This is a genomic window from Streptococcus sp. HF-2466 (genome assembly GCF_015594645.1).
Classification (GTDB): domain Bacteria; phylum Bacillota; class Bacilli; order Lactobacillales; family Streptococcaceae; genus Streptococcus; species Streptococcus anginosus.
On record NZ_JADNQU010000002.1, the window covers coordinates 51,243 to 69,386 of the forward strand.

At 38.0% G+C, this 18,144-nt stretch carries 17 protein-coding genes and 2 tRNA genes; 17 read left to right on the plus strand and 2 right to left on the minus strand.

The window, feature by feature from the left end; translation table 11 throughout:
- Positions 1–3: 3 nt before the first annotated feature.
- A complete protein-coding gene (locus IYQ91_RS02930; protein ID WP_195673032.1) occupies positions 4–1,359 on the minus strand; it encodes a TrkH family potassium uptake protein in 1,356 nt (451 codons plus the stop codon).
- Between the two features lie 268 nt (positions 1,360–1,627).
- Positions 1,628–1,816, minus strand: a complete 189-nt coding sequence (locus tag IYQ91_RS02935) for a helix-turn-helix transcriptional regulator (protein WP_195673033.1) — start codon at positions 1,814–1,816, stop codon at positions 1,628–1,630.
- 149 nt (positions 1,817–1,965) lie between these two features.
- Between IYQ91_RS02935 and rsmH the strand changes: the two genes are divergently transcribed.
- From rsmH to IYQ91_RS03020, 17 genes are all read left to right on the plus strand, one after another.
- Positions 1,966–2,916, plus strand: a complete 951-nt coding sequence (gene rsmH, locus IYQ91_RS02940; RefSeq protein ID WP_126466491.1) for a 16S rRNA (cytosine(1402)-N(4))-methyltransferase RsmH — start codon at positions 1,966–1,968, stop codon at positions 2,914–2,916.
- Positions 2,917–2,924: 8 nt separating this feature from the next.
- Positions 2,925–3,245 carry a cell division protein FtsL gene (gene ftsL / locus IYQ91_RS02945; protein ID WP_195673034.1) on the plus strand — a complete coding sequence of 107 codons (321 nt, stop codon included), beginning with the start codon at positions 2,925–2,927 and terminating at the stop codon, positions 3,243–3,245.
- Between the two features lie 3 nt (positions 3,246–3,248).
- On the plus strand, positions 3,249–5,504 hold the full coding sequence (gene pbp2X / locus IYQ91_RS02950) for a penicillin-binding protein PBP2X (RefSeq protein ID WP_195673035.1): 2,256 nt from the start codon (positions 3,249–3,251) through the stop codon (positions 5,502–5,504).
- A gap of 1 nt (position 5,505) precedes the next feature.
- A complete protein-coding gene (mraY, locus tag IYQ91_RS02955; protein WP_195673036.1) occupies positions 5,506–6,489 on the plus strand; it encodes a phospho-N-acetylmuramoyl-pentapeptide-transferase in 984 nt (327 codons plus the stop codon).
- A gap of 523 nt (positions 6,490–7,012) precedes the next feature.
- Positions 7,013–8,971: a peptide ABC transporter substrate-binding protein gene (locus IYQ91_RS02960; protein WP_022526819.1), complete on the plus strand. Its 1,959-nt coding sequence runs from the start codon at positions 7,013–7,015 to the stop codon at positions 8,969–8,971.
- A gap of 199 nt (positions 8,972–9,170) precedes the next feature.
- Positions 9,171–9,256, plus strand: a tRNA-Leu gene (locus IYQ91_RS02965).
- 203 nt (positions 9,257–9,459) lie between these two features.
- Positions 9,460–10,341, plus strand: coding sequence for a class II fructose-bisphosphate aldolase (locus IYQ91_RS02970; RefSeq protein WP_003025917.1), 882 nt, complete (start codon positions 9,460–9,462; stop codon positions 10,339–10,341).
- A 153-nt stretch (positions 10,342–10,494) separates the two neighbouring features.
- A tRNA-Thr gene (locus IYQ91_RS02975) sits at positions 10,495–10,567 on the plus strand.
- A gap of 216 nt (positions 10,568–10,783) precedes the next feature.
- Positions 10,784–11,230: a LytTR family DNA-binding domain-containing protein gene (locus tag IYQ91_RS02980; RefSeq protein ID WP_003031093.1), complete on the plus strand. Its 447-nt coding sequence runs from the start codon at positions 10,784–10,786 to the stop codon at positions 11,228–11,230.
- 5 nt (positions 11,231–11,235) lie between these two features.
- Positions 11,236–11,898 (plus strand): LiaF transmembrane domain-containing protein, encoded by a 663-nt coding sequence (locus IYQ91_RS02985; protein ID WP_106101130.1) that lies wholly within the window; start codon positions 11,236–11,238, stop codon positions 11,896–11,898.
- A 134-nt stretch (positions 11,899–12,032) separates the two neighbouring features.
- A complete protein-coding gene (gene rpmB / locus IYQ91_RS02990; protein ID WP_003025909.1) occupies positions 12,033–12,221 on the plus strand; it encodes a 50S ribosomal protein L28 in 189 nt (62 codons plus the stop codon).
- Positions 12,222–12,394: 173 nt separating this feature from the next.
- Entirely contained in the window at positions 12,395–12,760 is a 366-nt protein-coding gene (locus IYQ91_RS02995) for an Asp23/Gls24 family envelope stress response protein (RefSeq protein WP_003025907.1), read from the plus strand.
- A 2-nt stretch (positions 12,761–12,762) separates the two neighbouring features.
- Entirely contained in the window at positions 12,763–14,430 is a 1,668-nt protein-coding gene (locus tag IYQ91_RS03000; RefSeq protein ID WP_117644944.1) for a DAK2 domain-containing protein, read from the plus strand.
- A gap of 284 nt (positions 14,431–14,714) precedes the next feature.
- Positions 14,715–15,590: an ABC transporter ATP-binding protein gene (locus tag IYQ91_RS03005; RefSeq protein ID WP_003025904.1), complete on the plus strand. Its 876-nt coding sequence runs from the start codon at positions 14,715–14,717 to the stop codon at positions 15,588–15,590.
- Between the two features lie 13 nt (positions 15,591–15,603).
- Entirely contained in the window at positions 15,604–16,335 is a 732-nt protein-coding gene (locus IYQ91_RS03010) for an ABC transporter permease (protein WP_049506846.1), read from the plus strand.
- Between the two features lie 4 nt (positions 16,336–16,339).
- A complete protein-coding gene (locus IYQ91_RS03015; RefSeq protein WP_195673037.1) occupies positions 16,340–17,437 on the plus strand; it encodes a sensor histidine kinase in 1,098 nt (365 codons plus the stop codon).
- Positions 17,434–18,033, plus strand: coding sequence for a response regulator transcription factor (locus IYQ91_RS03020; RefSeq protein ID WP_024052143.1), 600 nt, complete (start codon positions 17,434–17,436; stop codon positions 18,031–18,033). Before IYQ91_RS03015 ends, IYQ91_RS03020 begins: the two co-directional genes overlap by 4 nt.
- Positions 18,034–18,144: the final 111 nt, after the last annotated feature.

The following is an 18,144-nucleotide window of genomic DNA, read 5'->3' on the forward strand; positions in this document are numbered from 1 at the left end:
TTCCTATCCGATAATAATATTTGCGTTGGAAAATTTAATCGTATCTTTTTTCTTTGATTTTCGATTGGAGAGACTAACGATTAGGGTCAGTGGTCCAATTCGTCCGATAAACATCAAAAACATAATCACCGTTAAGGCGGCATGATTTAAAGTAGGCGTTAGATTTGCCGTTACGCCTACCGTTCCAAGAGCGGACATGGCTTCAAACATTAAGTAAATAAAACGATGTCCGTTATCAGCGACCATAGTCAAAAAAGTCAAGCCAATGATAAAGGTTGTTGTAAAGACAATCAAGACACTAAAGGCTTTTTGAATGGTAGAGGGAGAAAACGTATGGTGTCCAAAATTAGTATGAGGCAAGCCAAGGATTTCCGTTCGGGCAAAGGCTAATACGACCAAAAAAGTAGTGATTTTCAGTCCCCCTGCCGTTCCTCCGGGAGCACCCCCTAGAAACATTTGAATGATGTAAAGGAGAAGTGTCACTGGGCGAGCTTGTGTATAGTCAATTGTTGCAAAGCCAGCCGTCCGCATGGTGACAGTTTGAAAGAAGCTGACTAACAGTTTTTTTCCAAAAGGAAGTTGCCCGATTGTAGCTGCATTTTGGTATTCTGTTAGAAATGTCAAACAGCTTCCACTGATTAAGATAATGGCAGTCAAAGCCAGAACTAATTTTGTATGAAAACGTAGTTTTCGTTTTCGCCCATTTGTTTGAATATTTGTTTTTAAGTCAAACCAAACTGAAAAACCCAAGCCTCCCATGATAATCAAGGCAGCAATGGTCAAATTGACCAAGGCATCTGTTTTGTATGCCAATAAGCTAGTGCTTCCTAAGTTGTCAAATCCAGCATTACAAAATGCAGAGATAGCAAGGAAAATGGAAGTTAGAAGTCCTTTTCCCCATCCTAAAAGGGGGACAAAGCGAAAACTGAGGATAAATGCTCCAAGAGCTTCAATGCTGAAAGTAATGAGAAAAATGGAGCGAAGAAAGTCGCGAATAGAATTTGTCTCATCTCGACTAAGACTTTCTTGTAAAGTAGTACGATTGGAAAAACTGAGTTTCTGATTGGAGTGGACATAAATCAGCCCAATAAAGCTAATCAGCCCCAATCCGCCAATCTGAATGAGGAGCATACAGATAATCTGTCCCCAAACATTGTAAGTATCTGCAACAGACTGCGTAAAAAGCCCCGTCACACAAACCATTGAAACTGATGTAAAGAGGTGGTCAAAATAATTAGCTTTAGAAGTCGCTGTCTGCATAAAAGGCAGATCTAAAAGAAGAGAGCCCACCACGATAACGAAGGCAAAACTCAATAAAATACGCCTCGCAGGAGACAATCTTGATAAAAAACGTGACATTCTTATCTTCCTTCATAGAATAATGACTTTATTTTACCACAAAGTAGCTTAAAAAACGACAAGGAAGGCGCAAGAAGTCTAATCCTTCTTCAAAAATTTTCGACCGAGAAAGATGCAGCAAGCAATCACTGCCACATCTATCCAAAACAATATAGGATCTGTCAAGGTGAAGAAAAAGTAGAAGGAAATGATAAGGAGAATAGTTAGAAGAGGTAAAATAATTTTTTTGTATTGTTGAAGTTTCATTTGAATGTAGCCTTTCTATTTTTTACTTATTCCAAAAAAGTGTGTTTAAGTCTGTCTCCAAAGCTAGTGCTAGGTTAATGCAAAGTTCTAGTGTGGGATTATATTTGTTGTTTTCAATCATGTTAATTGTCTGCCGCGAAACGCCGATTTGTTTGGCAAGGTCTAGTTGCGATAGTCCTAGATTTTTTCGGAAATCTTTCACGTGATTCATGCATTTCTCCTTATCCTAGTGTCAAATATAAGTGACTTTTGTCCTTTTATTATAAATATACTTGTGAAATATGTCAAATATAATTGACAAAAAACTTTACATGATTCTAAAATTCTTTTTTTAAATCTTTGTGGTATAATAGTAAAGATATGACAAATGAATTTCATCATGTAACAGTTCTTCTGCACGAAACCATTGATCAACTTGATATAAAACCAAATGGAGTCTATGTTGATGCAACATTAGGTGGAGCAGGACATAGTGAATATTTATTGAGTAAATTAGGAAAAAACGGTCATCTATATGCTTTTGATCAAGATCAGACTGCTATTGAGCATGCTCAAAAACGCTTAGCACCCTATGTGGCGCGAGGAATGGTGACTTTTATCAATGACAATTTTCGTCATTTAAAGGCTCGTTTGAATGAGCTAGGTGTTGAAGAAATTGATGGTATTTGTTATGATTTAGGAGTTTCGAGTCCGCAACTTGATGAGCGTGAGCGTGGCTTTTCCTATAAACAAGATGCCCCGCTTGATATGCGAATGAATCGTGAGGCAAAGCTAACAGCTTATGAAGTAGTTAATCAATATAGCTATCATGATTTGGTGCGGATTTTTTTTAAGTATGGAGAAGATAAATTTTCAAAACAAATTGCTCGTAAAATTGAGCAAATGCGTGAAAAGAAACCGATTGAAACCACTACGGAGTTGGCAGAGATTATTAAATCTGCTAAGCCTGCCAAGGAATTAAAGAAAAAAGGTCACCCAGCTAAACAGATTTTTCAAGCCATTCGTATTGAGGTCAATGATGAGTTGGGAGCGGCAGACGAGTCCATTCAACAGGCGATGGATTTGTTAGCGGTTGATGGGCGGATTTCTGTGATTACTTTTCATTCGTTAGAAGACCGCTTGACCAAGCAACTTTTTAAAGAGGCATCAACAGTGGATGTGCCGAAAGGCTTACCATTTATTCCAGAGGATTTACAACCTAAAATGAAATTGGTTACTCGAAAACCTATTTTACCAAGTAAAGAAGAACTAGATAACAATAATCGCGCGCATTCAGCCAAGCTGCGTGTAGCGCAAAAAGTACATAAGTGAGGATTGAGATGGCAAATAATAGACCAAGAATGACTAGTCAGATACTTCAGGCGCGTATCCAAAAATTTTCTCGTGTTGAAAAGGCATTTTATGGCGCTATAGTCTTGACAGCGGTTATCTTAGCAACCAGTGTTGTCTTTATGCAAACAAAATTATTGCAGGTGCAACGTGATTTAACGACTGTCAATTCAAAAATTGAAGCAAAGCGCACAGAACTAGATGATGCTAAACAAGAAGTAAACGAATTGATTCGTAGTGAACGTTTGTCAAAATTAGCGAGTTCGCAAGAAATGACTCAGAATAATGAAAATATCAGAACGGCGGAGTAGAGCATGAATGGACTCAGAAGACGAATTTTAAACCATGCTTTGAAAAATCGTAGGAATCCTGGTTACAACCGTAGACGAGTAGGGAAAAATCTAAGCGTTTTGACGGTTTTTGTCTTTTTTGTTTTCCTAATCAATTTTGCAATTATCATTGGAACGGGAAAGAAGTTTGGTGTGAATTTAGCTGAACAGGCAAGTCAAGTGCATCAAATCACAAAGATCGTCCCAGCTAAACGTGGAACTATTTATGACCGTAATGGTTTGCCAATAGCTGAAGATGCAACTTCTTATAATGTTTATGCTGTTATTGATAAAAGCTATAAGTCAGCAACAGGAGAAATTCTCTATGTAGAAGAATCTCAATACGATAAGGTAGCTGATGTATTTAACAAGTATCTTGGTATGGACAAGGACTACGTCAAAAAACAACTATCTCGAAAAAAATTACAACAAGTTTCGTTTGGTGCTCAAGGAAATGGTATCAGTTATAGCAATATGAATACCATTCGTGAGGAATTGAAAAAAGCGAAAGTAAAGGGAGTTGATTTCACAACTAGTCCAAATAGAAGCTATAAAAATGGGAATTTTGCTTCTGTTTTTGTTGGATTGGCTCAGTTACAAGAAAATAAAGATGGTAGTAAAACACTTGTTGGAACAACAGGTTTAGAAGCTGCTTTAAACAAGACGTTAGCCGGAACAAATGGTGTCATCACCTATGAAAAAGATAAAAACGGAAATATAGTACCGGGATCAGACAAGGTTTCAAGGCAAACACAAGATGGAAAAGATGTTTATACAACCTTATCCTCAGACCTACAGTCTTTCCTTGAAACGCGGATGAATGCGTTTGTGGAAAAAGCTAAGGGAACTTATGCCAGTGCCACATTAGTCAGTGCAAAAACTGGAGAAATCCTTGCAACGACGCAGCGTCCAAGTTTTGATGCTGATACGAAGCAAGATCTGACAAAAGACTTTGCTTGGTCTAGTGCTCTCTATCAAAATCAGTATGAACCTGGCTCAACGATGAAGGTTATGACACTAGCTGCAGCTATAGACAATAACACTTTCCCAGAAAATGAAACGTATAATAATAGTGGCTTACAAATTGCGGATGTAACGATTCGAGACTGGAATGTCAACATGGGACTTTCTGAAGGACAGACATTAACCTATGCTCAAGGCTTTGCTCTTTCTAGTAATGTGGGAATGGCTTCTCTTGAGAAAAAAATGGGTGACGAAAAATGGCTAGACTATCTTAGCAAGTTTAAATTTGGACTACCTACACGCTTTGGAATGAATTATGAAGATTACGGTGGTCTTCCGGCAGATAATATCGTTACGTATGCAATGAGTGCTTTTGGTCAAGGGATTTCAGTTACTCAGATACAAATGTTGCGTGCTTTTTCTTCCATCGCTAATGATGGTGTAATGGTTGAACCAAAATTCATCAGTGCAATTTATGATTCCAAAAGTGGGAGTGCGCGTAAGGCTTCTACAGAAATTGTCGGGCACCCTGTTTCCAAAGATGCTGCTAAGTCAACGAGAGACCATATGGTGACTGTCGGTACAGATCCTATTTACGGAACCTTATATAGCAAGGCAGAAGGTCCGATTATCAAAGTGCCTAATCAAAATGTGGCAGTTAAATCCGGTACAGCACAAATTGCCGGAGAAAATGGCAGCGGTTATCTGACAGGGGCAAATGATTACATCTATTCTGTTGTGGCAATGACACCAGCAGAAAATCCTGATTTTATCATGTATGTAACTCTGAAACAGCCCTCAGAATCTTTCCAACCAATCTTCTGGAAAGAAGTTGTTAATCCGGTGCTAGAAGAAGCAGTGGCAATGAAGGATACGTTGAACTTGACGACGCAACCCCCTATTCTAAAGTCGGTTTCAAAAGAAATGGCTTATAAAATGCCCTCTACTAAAAATACCAGCTCTGGTGATTTAGCAGATGAGTTACGACGTAATCTTGTACAACCTATTATCCTAGGTACTGGTAAAAATATTAAAAAAGTTTCTGTAAAAACAGGTGAAGCACTGAAATCCAATCAGCAAATCCTTGTCTTAACAGATGACTTTACTGAAATGCCGGATATGTACGGTTGGACCAAGAAAAATGTTGAAACATTCGGTGAATGGTTAGGCATAAAAGTGCATGTTAAGGGCAAAGGCTCTAAAGTCGTTGCCCAAAGTATTAAAACCAACGCATCACTCAAGAAAATAAAAGAAATAACAATTACATTAGGAGATTAGCATGTTACAAGCTATCGTTGCAGGTGTTGTGACCTTTATTCTAACTCTGGTTGGAATACCTGCTTTTATTCGTTTTTATCATAAAGCCCATATTTCTGGGCAACAAATGCACGAGGATGTGAAGCAGCACCAAGCAAAAGCGGGAACTCCAACCATGGGTGGGACTGTTTTCTTGCTAGCTTCCGTTTTGTCCAGTTTTGTGATTGCGCTTATATCAAGAGAACTCTCAAGCGCTGCCTTGATGATATTGTTTATTCTTGTTTTGTACGGCATTGTTGGTTTCTTAGACGACTTTTTAAAAGTTTTTCGCAAAATAAATGAAGGTTTAAATCCCAAGCAGAAACTAGCTCTTCAAATTATCGGTGGTATTGTTTTTTACTTTTTCTTTGATACTCATGGTGGCGGTGACTTACTCAATGTTTTTGGTTTCCCAGTTCATTTAGGTTATCTTTATATCGCTTTTGCACTCTTTTGGCTGGTCGGTTTTTCCAACGCAGTCAATTTAACAGATGGTATTGATGGGTTAGCTAGCATTTCTGTTACAATCAGCTTAGCAGCTTATGCAGTTATTGCGACTGTTCAGCATCGTTTTGATATTTTAATTGTCATTTTGAGTATGATTGGCGGTCTGCTTGCCTTCTTCATTTTCAATCATAAACCAGCTAAAATTTTTATGGGTGATGTAGGGAGCTTAGCGCTTGGCGGTATGTTAGCAGCCATTTCGATGGCGCTCCATCAAGAATGGACGCTGCTCATCATTGGAATTGTCTATGTCTTTGAGACAACTTCGGTTATGATGCAGGTTTCTTATTTCAAATTGACCGGTGGTAAAAGGATTTTCCGGATGACACCAGTTCATCACCATTTTGAATTAGGTGGTTTGTCAGGACATGGTAAAGCTTGGAGCGAATGGAAGGTCGATTTCTTTTTCTGGGGAATTGGTCTTGTAGCTAGCTTACTAACACTTGCAATTTTATATTTATAAGAGAAACGAGGTGGGGACAATATTATTTCTGCCTCGCTTTTTTGTGACGAAAACTTCGTCCCTACCTCACTAGTCTTCTAGATTGCTGAATAACCACCCCTCTGAGAGAGGAGGTTAGAAACTAAAAAATGCAAATTTTATCTCTGGATGTCTCTTTTTTGTTTTTAAATAGCAGAAAATCCGAAAAATATATTAAAAAATCATGATTTTTCTTGTACTTATACGAAAAAAGTGTATAATAGGTTCAATATTTAGTTGAGGGAGGGGAGCAGTTGCTATCTTCATAAAGTAGAATGGCTTATTTTTTAACTTTAAAAGAATGTTTATTCAATTTGAGTCAAAAGATAAATTTATTGTTTTTGCTTCTTTATGTATTTTGCGGCTTATTTTAATCATATTATGCAGCAAATGACTAGTATTTTGAATAAATAATATTTTCTGTCAAAAACAGCTCTTTACTTTTTGAAACTATTTCGGTATAATATTCAATGTAACAAGATGTGACATTAGAGGAGGTTTATCTATGAAATCATCAAAATGGATTATTGCAACAGGAGTTGTGCTAAGCGCTGGAATCCTATTATCAGGTTGTGGCAAGTCAGCTTCTAGCACATCAACTTATTCATACGTGTATACACAAGATCCAGACACGCTAAATTATCTGATGGCGAACCGTGCGACAACTTCAGATGTTGTGACTAACTTAGTTGATGGATTATTGGAAAATGACCAATACGGAAATTTAGTTCCGGCGCTTGCTAAGTCATGGACAGTCTCCAAAGATGGCTTGACATATACGTATAAATTACGTAAAGATGCTAAATGGTACACATCAGAAGGTGAAGAGTACGCAAGTGTAAAAGCGCAAGACTTTGTAACTGGCTTGAAATACGCCGCAGATAATAAATCAGAAGCCCTTTACCTCGTTCAAGATTCTGTCAAAGGTTTAGATGCTTACATCAAGGGTGAAACGAAAGATTTTTCAACGGTTGGAGTAAAAGCTCTAGATGACTATACAGTACAGTATACACTCAGCCGTGCAGAGACTTATTGGAATTCAAAAACGACCAATAATATCCTCTTCCCAGTTAATGCAGATTTCTTGAAATCACAAGGAAAAAATTTTGGTTCTGTAAAACCAACCAGCATTCTATACAATGGTCCTTATCTATTGAAGTCTCTGACAGCCAAGTCTTCTATGGAATTTGCTAAAAATCCTCATTACTATGATAAAAAGAATGTTCATTTGGATAACATTAAATTGACATATTATGACGGCTCTGACCAAGAAGCCCTTATCCGTAACTTCACAGATGGTGCCTATAGTGCAGCTCGTCTTTATCCAAATAGCTCTAGTTTTGCTTCTGTTAAGAAACAATATGCTAACAATATCATCTATAGCTTGCAAGATGCGACCAGCTACTATTATAACTTTAATTTAAATCGTCAGTCTTACAACCATACATCGAAGAAAACAGATGCTCAAAAGGCTGCGACACAAGAAGCGGTGCTAAACAAAGCTTTCCGTCAAGCTATCAACTTTGCCTATAATCGTACTTCTTATGGTGCACAAAGTAATGGGAAAGACGGAGCAACAAAGGTATTGCGGAACACACTCGTGCCACCAACATTTGTTTCTATCGGTGATAAAACGTTTGGTGATGTTGTGTCTTCTAAGCTAGTAAACTATGGCTCAGAATGGTCAAACATGAATTTAGCCGATGCACAAGATGCTTATTACAATCCAGAAAAAGCTAAAGCAAAGTTTGCTCAAGCTAAAGCAGAACTGCAAGCAAAGGGTGTTCAGTTCCCTATCCACTTAGATGTACCAGCTGATCAGACAAGTAAAATTGGTGTTCAATGGGAAAGTTCCATGAAGCAATCTGTTGAGTCCGTCTTGGGCACAGAAAATGTTGTCATTGATATTCAACAAATGAGTTCAGATGAATTAAATAATATCAGTTATTTTGCTAATACAGCTGCTCAAAAAGACTACGATCTGTATAATGGTGGTTGGTCTGGTGACTATCAAGACCCATCTACTTATCTAGATACTTTGAATACAAAAAATGGTGGTAGTTTACAAAACTTTGGTCTGGAACCAGGTCAAGAAAATGATAAGATCAAGGCAGTTGGACTGGACACATATACAGAGATGCTAGCAGAAGCAAATGCTGAAACCAATGAAACTACACGCTATGAAAAATATGCCGAGGCACAAGCATGGTTAATCGATAGTGGCTTGACAATGCCAAACCTCTCTCTTGGAGGAACACCGTCCGTGACGAAAACAGTTCCATTTAGCCGTTCTTACTCATTAGTTGGAATCAAAGGTGCTTCAAGCAGTTACTTTAAATATGTCAAATTGCAAGACAAAATTGTAACAACAAAAGAATACGAAAGTGCTAAAAAGAAATGGCTAAAAGAAAAAGAAATCTCTAATAAAAAAGCACAAGATGACTACGAAAATCATGTGAAATAAAACAAATGTAAGAAACTTCTACAAACGATAAGCTTCGTAGGAGTTTCTTTTTGTTGTCATGTCTAAAGAACATATATTGAAGAAGTTTCAAACAAGAGTTGGCATTAGGGAGTGATTTTAAGTGCTGACAGATACATTTTTTCAAAAAATTTTCTTGACAAGGAGTTTCTATCCTGTTATACTAATAAGGTACTCAATCGCGGGGATGGCGGAATTGGCAGACGCGCAGGACTAAGGATCCTGTGACCGCTTTAGGTCGTGAGGGTTCAAGTCCCTCTCTCCGCATCAGGTAAGCTGGCTTCGGCCGGTTTTTTTGTTACTATAGTTATATTTTGTTTTATCATTTTTGAAATATGAAGCAGGAAAAACAGTTTTATAAGAGAAAGCGCTTAAAAGATTAGGAAATGCTGGTATTTTTTCCTAAAAAGTGATAAAATAAACAATGTAAATGGGAAAACCCATAAAAATAAATAGGAGGCCTAATACTAATGGCAATCGTTTCAGCAGAAAAATTTGTCCAAGCAGCTCGTGACAATGGTTATGCAGTTGGTGGATTTAATACAAACAACCTTGAGTGGACTCAAGCTATCTTGCGTGCAGCAGAAGCTAAAAAAGCTCCAGTTCTTATCCAAACTTCTATGGGTGCTGCTAAATATATGGGCGGTTACAAAGTATGTAAACTTCTCATCGAAAACCTTGTAGAATCAATGGGAATTACTGTACCAGTTGCTATTCACCTTGACCATGGTCATTATGAAGATGCACTTGAATGTATCAAAGTTGGTTACACTTCAGTTATGTTTGATGGTTCTCATCTTCCAGTTGAAGAAAATCTTGAAAAAGCTCGCAAAGTGGTTGAATTTGCGCATGCAAATGGCGTGTCAGTAGAAGCTGAAGTTGGTACAATCGGTGGTGAAGAAGATGGTATCATCGGTGATGGTGAATTGGCTCCAATCGAAGATGCAAAAGCAATGGTTGAAACTGGAATTGACTTCCTTGCAGCAGGTATTGGGAACATTCATGGACCATACCCAGCTAACTGGAAAGGTCTTCACCTTGACCACTTGCAAAAATTGACAGAAGCTGTCCCTGGATTCCCAATCGTACTTCACGGTGGTTCAGGTATTCCTGACGACCAAATCCAAGCAGCAATTAAACTTGGTGTTGCTAAGGTAAATGTAAACACTGAATGTCAAATTGCCTTTGCAAAAGCTACTCGTAAATTCGTTGCTGAATACGAAGCAAACGAAGCAGAATACGATAAGAAGAAACTCTTTGACCCACGTAAATTCTTGAAACCAGGTTTCGAAGCAATTACAGAAGCTGTTGAAGAACGTATTGACGTATTTGGTTCAGAAGGTAAAGCTTAATCGCTTACTAAATAGACAAGAAAATCTCGCCTTGTGCGGGATTTTTGTTTTTCTTTGAGTTATTTGATTGAATGTAGTATGGGATTTATTATTTTTTCTTTTCCTCTTGACAAATCAAATTTGCATGCTAGAATAGATTTATACGTTTATTACGCCGATTTAGCTCAGTTGGTAGAGCAACGCACTCGTAACGCGTAGGTCGTAGGTTCAAGCCCTATAATCGGCATTATTGAAGGTCTTCATTGAATTGAAGGCTTTTTTTGTTATTTATAAAGTGTTGTTGCGTAAAAAGGTGCTAGAATCTGGTCAACTTATGAAAAAGCAAGGAAGTTATTCAGATTTCACGACCACTTGCGTCTCGAAATGAACCACTTACTGAAAACCGCTTGAATTTCACGAACCAATTGTTATAATAAAATAAAGAAAAACGAGGGGAGCGTTTATGAAAATTCGAGTTGAGCTAGATTCTAATCTGGAAGAAGCAGAAATTGTCATTAAGGCACCTCGCTTTGATGAACAGATAGAGCGCATTCAGCGTTCTCTGGAAGAAGTTGCTAAGCCGTCTATTCTTTTTTACAAAGATACGAGCGAATATTATGTTGATTTAGCAGATATTCTCTTTTTTGAGACAGAGGGAAATAAGATTTTTGCGCATGCTCGAAATAATGCTTATGAAGTCAAACTGAAATTGTATGAGCTGGAAGAATGCTTGCCGCGGTATTTCTGTCGTATTTCTAAGTCAACAATTACGAATATTAAAGCAATTTATTCGTTGGAAAAGTCTTTTTCAGGGACCAGCAGCATTCGCTTTTATGATACCCATAAGCAAGTGCATGTGTCTCGGCATTATTTTCAATTCTTAAAAGAAAAATTAAGTGAAATGAGGTAAATATTATGAGAAAAACATTGTTTGGAGTGGGGCTTTTGGTATTGGCAGGCTGGGTGCTGCTACAAGGAAATTTTGGTATTCCAGTTATGGATTTTAATTTTTGGCCGATGCTCGTTGTACTGGGCTTTGCTTACTTTGCGATTGAAAATTTTTGGAGAGGAAATTTATCTGGTGGGGTTATTTTAGCCATTATTTCCTTAATCGTTGCAAATAGTAGCTATCACTTTTTGCCAATCTCATCTGGAACGATTTTTTTAGCAGGGATTCTGGCTTCTATTGGTATTGGCTTAATTTTCAAACCAAAACGAATTTGGGGTGTTTATCGTGGTTCAAATGCTCATCGCATTATAAATGGGGATATTAATTTTGGAAGTGGTACGCGCTACATCAATTCGGAAGATTTTACCTATGAAACACTAGATTGTACCTTTGGTAATGCCACAGTTTATTTTGACAATGCCACGATAAAAGGCGATTCCGCTACCTTTGATGTTGATATATCTTTTGGGAATGCAACGTTATATGTGCCTAGTAATTGGCGTGTGGAGTTGGATGTAGACAATGCTTTCGGCACAGTTACCAATCCCCGTAACATCAATGAGAAAGACAAGACCCTCTATGTAAAGGGAGATGTATCTTTCGGTCGTTTGGGAATTATCTATATTTAAGACTGATGGATTGGGCTGCCTTGGCTAAATTTTGAAATATAGAGAAAATAGTCTTGCAAAATCTTAAAAATTGTGATAAAATTTTACGGTATGTGGTATAAAGCCCGTGAAACTAATCAGGAGGACAAGTATAAATGGCAAAAGTATGTTACTTTACAGGTCGTAAAACTGTATCAGGAAACAACCGCTCTCACGCAATGAACCAAACAAAACGTACTGTGAAACCAAATCTTCAAAAGGTGACAATCTTAGTTGATGGTAAACCTAAGAAAGTTTGGGCTTCAGCACGTGCCCTTAAATCAGGCAAAGTTGAACGCGTTTAATTTATGAAGAATCGGACCTCTGGGGTCCCTTTTCTTTTTGTACAAGAAAATAGATTTTTTACGACAAGGAACCCCCAACATTGACTGAATCCTTTCTAATTATGTACTCTCTCTTTTACAGTCTGCGTAAAATATGGTAAAATAAACTATAAAATACTTTTGAGGTAGAAACTATGACTGTAAAAATCAATACAAAAGATGGTCAAATCGAACTGACAGATGATGTCATTGCGACAATTGTTGGTGGGGCAGCAACTGAAATTTTTGGTGTTGTTGGAATGGCCAGTAAAAATGCCATTAAAGATAATTTCCAAGCTTTATTAGGCAAAGAAAATTATGCGAAAGGCGTTGTAGTAAAAACAACGGAAGAAGGTAGCATTGCTGTTGATGTTTATACAGTTTTGAGCTATGGTACCAAGATTAGTGAAGTGTCTAAAAATATTCAAGAGCGTGTGAAATTCAGTCTTGAAAATCAGCTTGGAATTACTGCTGAAACAGTAAATGTCTATATCCAAAATATTAAAGTTGTAGGAGAATAATCGTGTCAAATATTACTACTAGTTTATTTCAAGAAATGGTGCAGTCTGCATCTACTCGTTTGAATAAACAGGCTGAATATGTCAATTCTTTAAATGTTTTTCCTGTGCCAGACGGTGACACAGGTACCAATATGGGAATGACCATTGAAAATGGTGCAAAGGAAGTTGCGGACAAATCTGCTTCTACTGTTGGTGAAGTGGCTGGAATTTTTGCAAAAGGTCTCTTAATGGGTGCGCGTGGGAATTCGGGTGTTATCACGTCTCAGCTTTTCCGCGGCTTCTCTCAAAGTGTGAAAGAGAAGGAAGAATTAACAGGACAAGATTTAGCCCTTGCTTTTCAATCTGGAGTAGAAGTAGCCTACAAAGCTGTGATGAAACCGGTTGAAGGAACGATTTTGACTGTTTCTCGCGGAGCTGCAATTGGTGCCAAGAAAAAAGCAGAAGAGACTAATGATGCTGTTGAAGTCATGAAAGCAGCTCTTGATAGTGCTAAGGTGGCTCTTGCTAAAACACCTGACATGCTTCCGGTCTTAAAAGAAGTTGGTGTTGTGGACTCTGGTGGTCAAGGTCTTGTTTTCATTTATGAAGGCTTTTTGTCAGCATTGACAGGCGAATATATTGCGTCTGAAGAATTTCAAGCAACGCCTGCAACTATGACAGAAATGATCAATGCAGAACACCATAAGTCAGTAGCTAGTCATGTGGCAACAGAAGACATCAAATATGGTTATTGTACGGAAATTATGGTAGCCTTGAAAAAAGGTCCAACGTATGTTAAAGAATTTGACTATGATGAATTTCGCAACTACTTGAATGAACTGGGCGACTCACTTCTTGTCGTAAATGATGATGAAATCGTAAAAGTTCATGTTCACACGGAAGACCCAGGTTTGGTCATGCAAGAAGGCTTGAAATACGGAAGTCTTGTCAAGGTCAAAGTAGATAATATGCGCAATCAACACGAAGCGCAGGTTGAAAAAGAAGAGCGTGAAAATAGCCAGCCAACAGAAGAAAAAGAATATGCAATCATTGCTGTCGTTGCAGGAGAAGGATTGTCAGACATCTTTAAAGCGCAAGGTGTGGACTACATCATCTCTGGCGGGCAAACGATGAATCCTTCAACAGAAGATTTCATCAAGGCAGTTGAACATGTGAATGCTCGTCATATCATTATCCTGCCAAACAACAAGAATATCTTCATGGCGGCGCAATCAGCGGCTGAAGTGATTGAACAATCTGCTGCAGTGATTGAAACAAGAACAATTCCGCAAGGTTTGACTAGCTTGTTAGCTTTTGACCCAAGCAAATCTATTGAGGAAAATCATGATCGTATGACTGCTGCACTTGCAGATGTTGTCAGTGGTAGTGTGACGACAGCTGTCCGTGATACAACGATTGACGGTCTTGAAATTCATGAAAATGATAATTTAGGTATGGTAGACGGAAAAATTGTTGTTTCCAATCCAGATATGCTGACGACATTGAATGAAACGTTCAGTAAAATGTTAGATATGGATAGTGAAATTGTGACGATTTACATCGGTGAAGATGGAAGTGAAGACTTGGCCAATGAATTAGCGCAAGACATTACTGAAAAATTTGAAGATGTAGAAGTAGAAATTCACAATGGCGGACAGCCAGTTTATCCATATCTCTTTAGTGTTGAATAAATAGAATAACTGATGAAAAGGACGACTTGAGAGAGTCGTCTTTTTTATGACATTTGTCATGTTGAGCGATGACAAAATCATCTAGTGGCGATAAAAGAGTTGAGCTATAATGAAAGTAACAAGAGGAAATGTAGAGTTAGAAACCAAGTCTACAACCTGTTTTATTCTTCTTGCTGCAAGTAACTCTGTGGTAATTCAATCGTTGACCAGAAACTTTCCTGAGCCAATTGCTAGGAGTTCTGCATGGGTTGTATTTCCACCAAAGAAATAATGAGGAGAAAAAGATGAAGCTGATTGAGGTGAACCATTTATCTAAAAAGATTCATGGAAAAGATATTTTGAAGGATATTTCTTTTACGATTAACGATGGAGAATGTGTGGCGTTGATTGGTCCGAATGGAGCTGGGAAAACGACTCTCATGGATTGTTTGCTAGGGGATAAATTTCTTACGAGTGGACAGGCTAGTGTTCGAGGATTAAAGCCAACAGATGAGCAATTACAGCAGATGGTTGCTATTTTGCCACAAGAAAATACAGTAGTGGAAGATCTGAAAGTGAAAGAACTATTGAACTTTTTTCAAAATATTTACCCAAACAGTCTAACCAATCAGGAAATTGATGCTCTTTTAAAATTTACGGATAAGCAAAAAGAACAGTTGGCTTCTAAATTATCAGGTGGTCAAAAACGCTTATTTTCCTTTATTTTAGCTCTTATTGGTCGTCCGAAGATACTTTTTTTAGATGAACCAACTTCTGCTATGGATACGTCAACTCGCCAGCATTTTTGGGAAATTGTGGATGAATTGAAGAAAAAGGGTGTGACTATTATTTATTCTTCTCACTATATTGAGGAAGTGGAGCATACAGCAGATCGTATTTTGGTTTTGCATAAGGGCGAATTGATTCGTGATACGACGCCTTATGCCATGCGCAGCGAAGAACAAGAAAAACACTTTACTATTCCGCTTTCTTACCAAACTATTTTGGAAGGGTTATCTGAAGTGACCGAAGTTGAAATCAAGCAAAATGCTCTGTCCTTTGCAACTAGAAAGGCTGGTCAAGTGTGGCAAGTCTTGGTAGATAATGGCTGTACGATTGAGGAAGTAGAAGTACGCAACCGGACACTATTAGATAGTATTTTTGAGACAACGCAAGAGTAAAAGGAGATGTATCATGAAAAATATGACCAGTTTAATGAAGGTTGAATTGATTTTAATGAAGCGGCAGGCCGCTTATTACCTCTTGTCTATTGGTTTGCCTAGTGTCTTTTATCTGATTTTTTCAGGCGTGATGTCAAGCGACACACCAACCAGTGTACTTCGACTATATCTCTTTTCAATGACGGTTTTCAGTATCATGTCTAGTGCTTTCTTTAGTATTCCCAGCTCCTTGCAATCTGATAAAACCAATAATTGGCAAAAAATGATTCAGCACTCACCTGTTTCTATGGTAGAATATTATATATCCAAACTTTTCAGTGCCTTACTGACTTTCCTTCTTTCCATAGTCGTTGTTTTTTCTGTTGGGCATTTTGTTCGTGGAGTCAGTCTTCCTACAATGGATTGGTTAATCATCGCCCTAATTATCCTGTTCGGAAGTTTGGTTTTCATCGCCATGGGAGTATTAGTGAGTTTGCTTCCCAGCGCTCAGCTTATGTCTGTTGTGGGGAATATTGCCTATATGGCTTTGGCAGTCCTAGGTGGTCTTTGGTTTCCTTTGAGCATGTTCCCAGCCTGGCTTCGCTCTATCGGTAAATTGATGCCTAGTTATCAACTCATGCAGGTTGTATCTTCTTATTTGGAACATCGTGAGTTTAATGCCATTGCAGCACTGATTGTTCTGGTTTACACAGTTGGTGTCAGTCTGGTGGTTCTTCAACTTAAAAAACGGATTGAGGTAAAATAAATTTATGTGGAAAAAACTAAAAAATATTCACTATATGTTTCATATTGCTTTAGTTTTTATTGTCTTTCCAATAGCGGGTGTCATCGGTGGGGACTACTCGCTTTTGCTCTTGTTGTGGACAGTATTTTTTATCGGAGCTTATTACAATCTTCTACTCGATAATCATCCGTTTCATCAGTGGCTGTCTTGGTGGATAATGATTGCCTACATTTTTTATAGTTCTATTTGGCTAAATCCAAGTTTTGTTTGGTATATCTTTTATCTATCAAATCTACTAATCTATCACTTTAATGAAATTCCATTTAAATCTTGGCGCTTTTGGACCTTTTTTACCTTACAGCCAATCATTCTGTTTTCTATTTTTCTGAAAAATCCGAGTGATTTATCCTATCTGATATTTTTGATTGCGACCTTTTTATTTGCTGATTTATTGACCTTCGGATTGTATCGCATGCAGGTGGCTGAATTGCTTCAGGAGGAAAAAAGAAAGCAGAATGCTCAACTCAATCTGTTTCTAGCTGAAAATGAGCGCAATCGTATTGGACGAGACCTACATGATAGTCTAGGGCATACATTTGCTATGCTCAGTGTCAAGACAGAATTAGCACAACAGTTTCTTCAAATGAAATCCTATGAGAAAGCTGGTAAAGAATTGCAGGAAGTGCATGAAATTAGCAAGCAGTCTATGGCAGATGTGCGACGGATTATTAATAATCTAAAAACACGAACCTTGGATGAGGAGCTAGTGACTATTCAGGCTATGCTAGAAATGAGTGGGATTCGGGTACAAGTACAGCGTCAACTCAATATTGCTAGTATCGCACCAAATATTCAATCAAGTTTAAGTATGGTTTTACTAGAATTAGCAACGAATATCATCAAGCATGCTCAGGCAAGCAGTTGCCAAATTCATTTGTATTCTGAAAAAAATCGGTTAATTACAGATGTTGAGGATAATGGGAAAGGTTTCAAAATTGTCACAGGAAAAGAGTTGCATTCCATTCGGGAGCGTGTGGAAGCATTGTCTGGACAAGTAGAGGTTTTAAGTTATAAACAGCCAACTATGATTCGAGTAAACTTACTAATGGAGGGATACAAATGAAATTATTAGTAGCCGAAGATCAAAGCATGCTACGGGATGCTTTGTGCCAATTGCTAGAAATGCAATCAGATGTGGAAACAGTTCATCAGGCTTCTAATGGGCAGGAGGCAATGGCCTTGCTGCAATCTCAAAAGATAGATGTAGCTATTTTAGATGTGGAAATGCCTAAGCAAACAGGGCTGGATGTGTTGGAATGGGTCAAGGTGCAGCAGTCAACCGTCAAAGTCGTTATTGTCACCACATTTAAACGTCCTGGTTACTTTGAGCGAGCGGTCAAAGCAGATGTAGATGCCTATGTTTTAAAGGAACGCAGTATTGCTGACCTCATGAAAACAATTCATACAGTATTAAAAGGGCAAAAAGAATATTCTCCTGAACTAATGGAAGCCATGATGACGAGTAAAAATCCCTTGTCCAATCAGGAAATTTTGGTTTTGCAAGCAGCAGCAAGAGGTCTGTCTAGTAAAGAAATTGCTCAAAAGCTTTATCTATCAAATGGCACTATCCGCAATTACATGTCAAGCATTCTAACGAAATTAGCAGCGGAAAATCGATTAGAAGCAGTTCGAATTGCGCAAGAAAATGGCTGGATTTAGTAAAGAGATTTAAAAAAACTTAAGCAAACTTATGGAGTGTTGCAACTATCGTTTCTGTTTGATAAACTCTTATAAGTGTGCTATAATCTTGGAAAAAGAAGATAGGAGTTT

Coding starts and splice junctions, on each gene's coding strand:
- IYQ91_RS02930 (WP_195673032.1), bottom strand. CDS start 1,359: ATGTCACGTTTTTTATCAAGATTGTCTCCTGCGAGGCGTATTTTATTG.
- IYQ91_RS02935 (WP_195673033.1), bottom strand. CDS start 1,816: ATGAATCACGTGAAAGATTTCCGAAAAAATCTAGGACTATCGCAACTA.
- rsmH (WP_126466491.1), top strand. CDS start 1,966: ATGACAAATGAATTTCATCATGTAACAGTTCTTCTGCACGAAACCATT.
- ftsL (WP_195673034.1), top strand. CDS start 2,925: ATGGCAAATAATAGACCAAGAATGACTAGTCAGATACTTCAGGCGCGT.
- pbp2X (WP_195673035.1), top strand. CDS start 3,249: ATGAATGGACTCAGAAGACGAATTTTAAACCATGCTTTGAAAAATCGT.
- mraY (WP_195673036.1), top strand. CDS start 5,506: ATGTTACAAGCTATCGTTGCAGGTGTTGTGACCTTTATTCTAACTCTG.
- IYQ91_RS02960 (WP_022526819.1), top strand. CDS start 7,013: ATGAAATCATCAAAATGGATTATTGCAACAGGAGTTGTGCTAAGCGCT.
- IYQ91_RS02970 (WP_003025917.1), top strand. CDS start 9,460: ATGGCAATCGTTTCAGCAGAAAAATTTGTCCAAGCAGCTCGTGACAAT.
- IYQ91_RS02980 (WP_003031093.1), top strand. CDS start 10,784: ATGAAAATTCGAGTTGAGCTAGATTCTAATCTGGAAGAAGCAGAAATT.
- IYQ91_RS02985 (WP_106101130.1), top strand. CDS start 11,236: ATGAGAAAAACATTGTTTGGAGTGGGGCTTTTGGTATTGGCAGGCTGG.
- rpmB (WP_003025909.1), top strand. CDS start 12,033: ATGGCAAAAGTATGTTACTTTACAGGTCGTAAAACTGTATCAGGAAAC.
- IYQ91_RS02995 (WP_003025907.1), top strand. CDS start 12,395: ATGACTGTAAAAATCAATACAAAAGATGGTCAAATCGAACTGACAGAT.
- IYQ91_RS03005 (WP_003025904.1), top strand. CDS start 14,715: ATGAAGCTGATTGAGGTGAACCATTTATCTAAAAAGATTCATGGAAAA.
- IYQ91_RS03010 (WP_049506846.1), top strand. CDS start 15,604: ATGAAAAATATGACCAGTTTAATGAAGGTTGAATTGATTTTAATGAAG.
- IYQ91_RS03015 (WP_195673037.1), top strand. CDS start 16,340: ATGTGGAAAAAACTAAAAAATATTCACTATATGTTTCATATTGCTTTA.
- IYQ91_RS03020 (WP_024052143.1), top strand. CDS start 17,434: ATGAAATTATTAGTAGCCGAAGATCAAAGCATGCTACGGGATGCTTTG.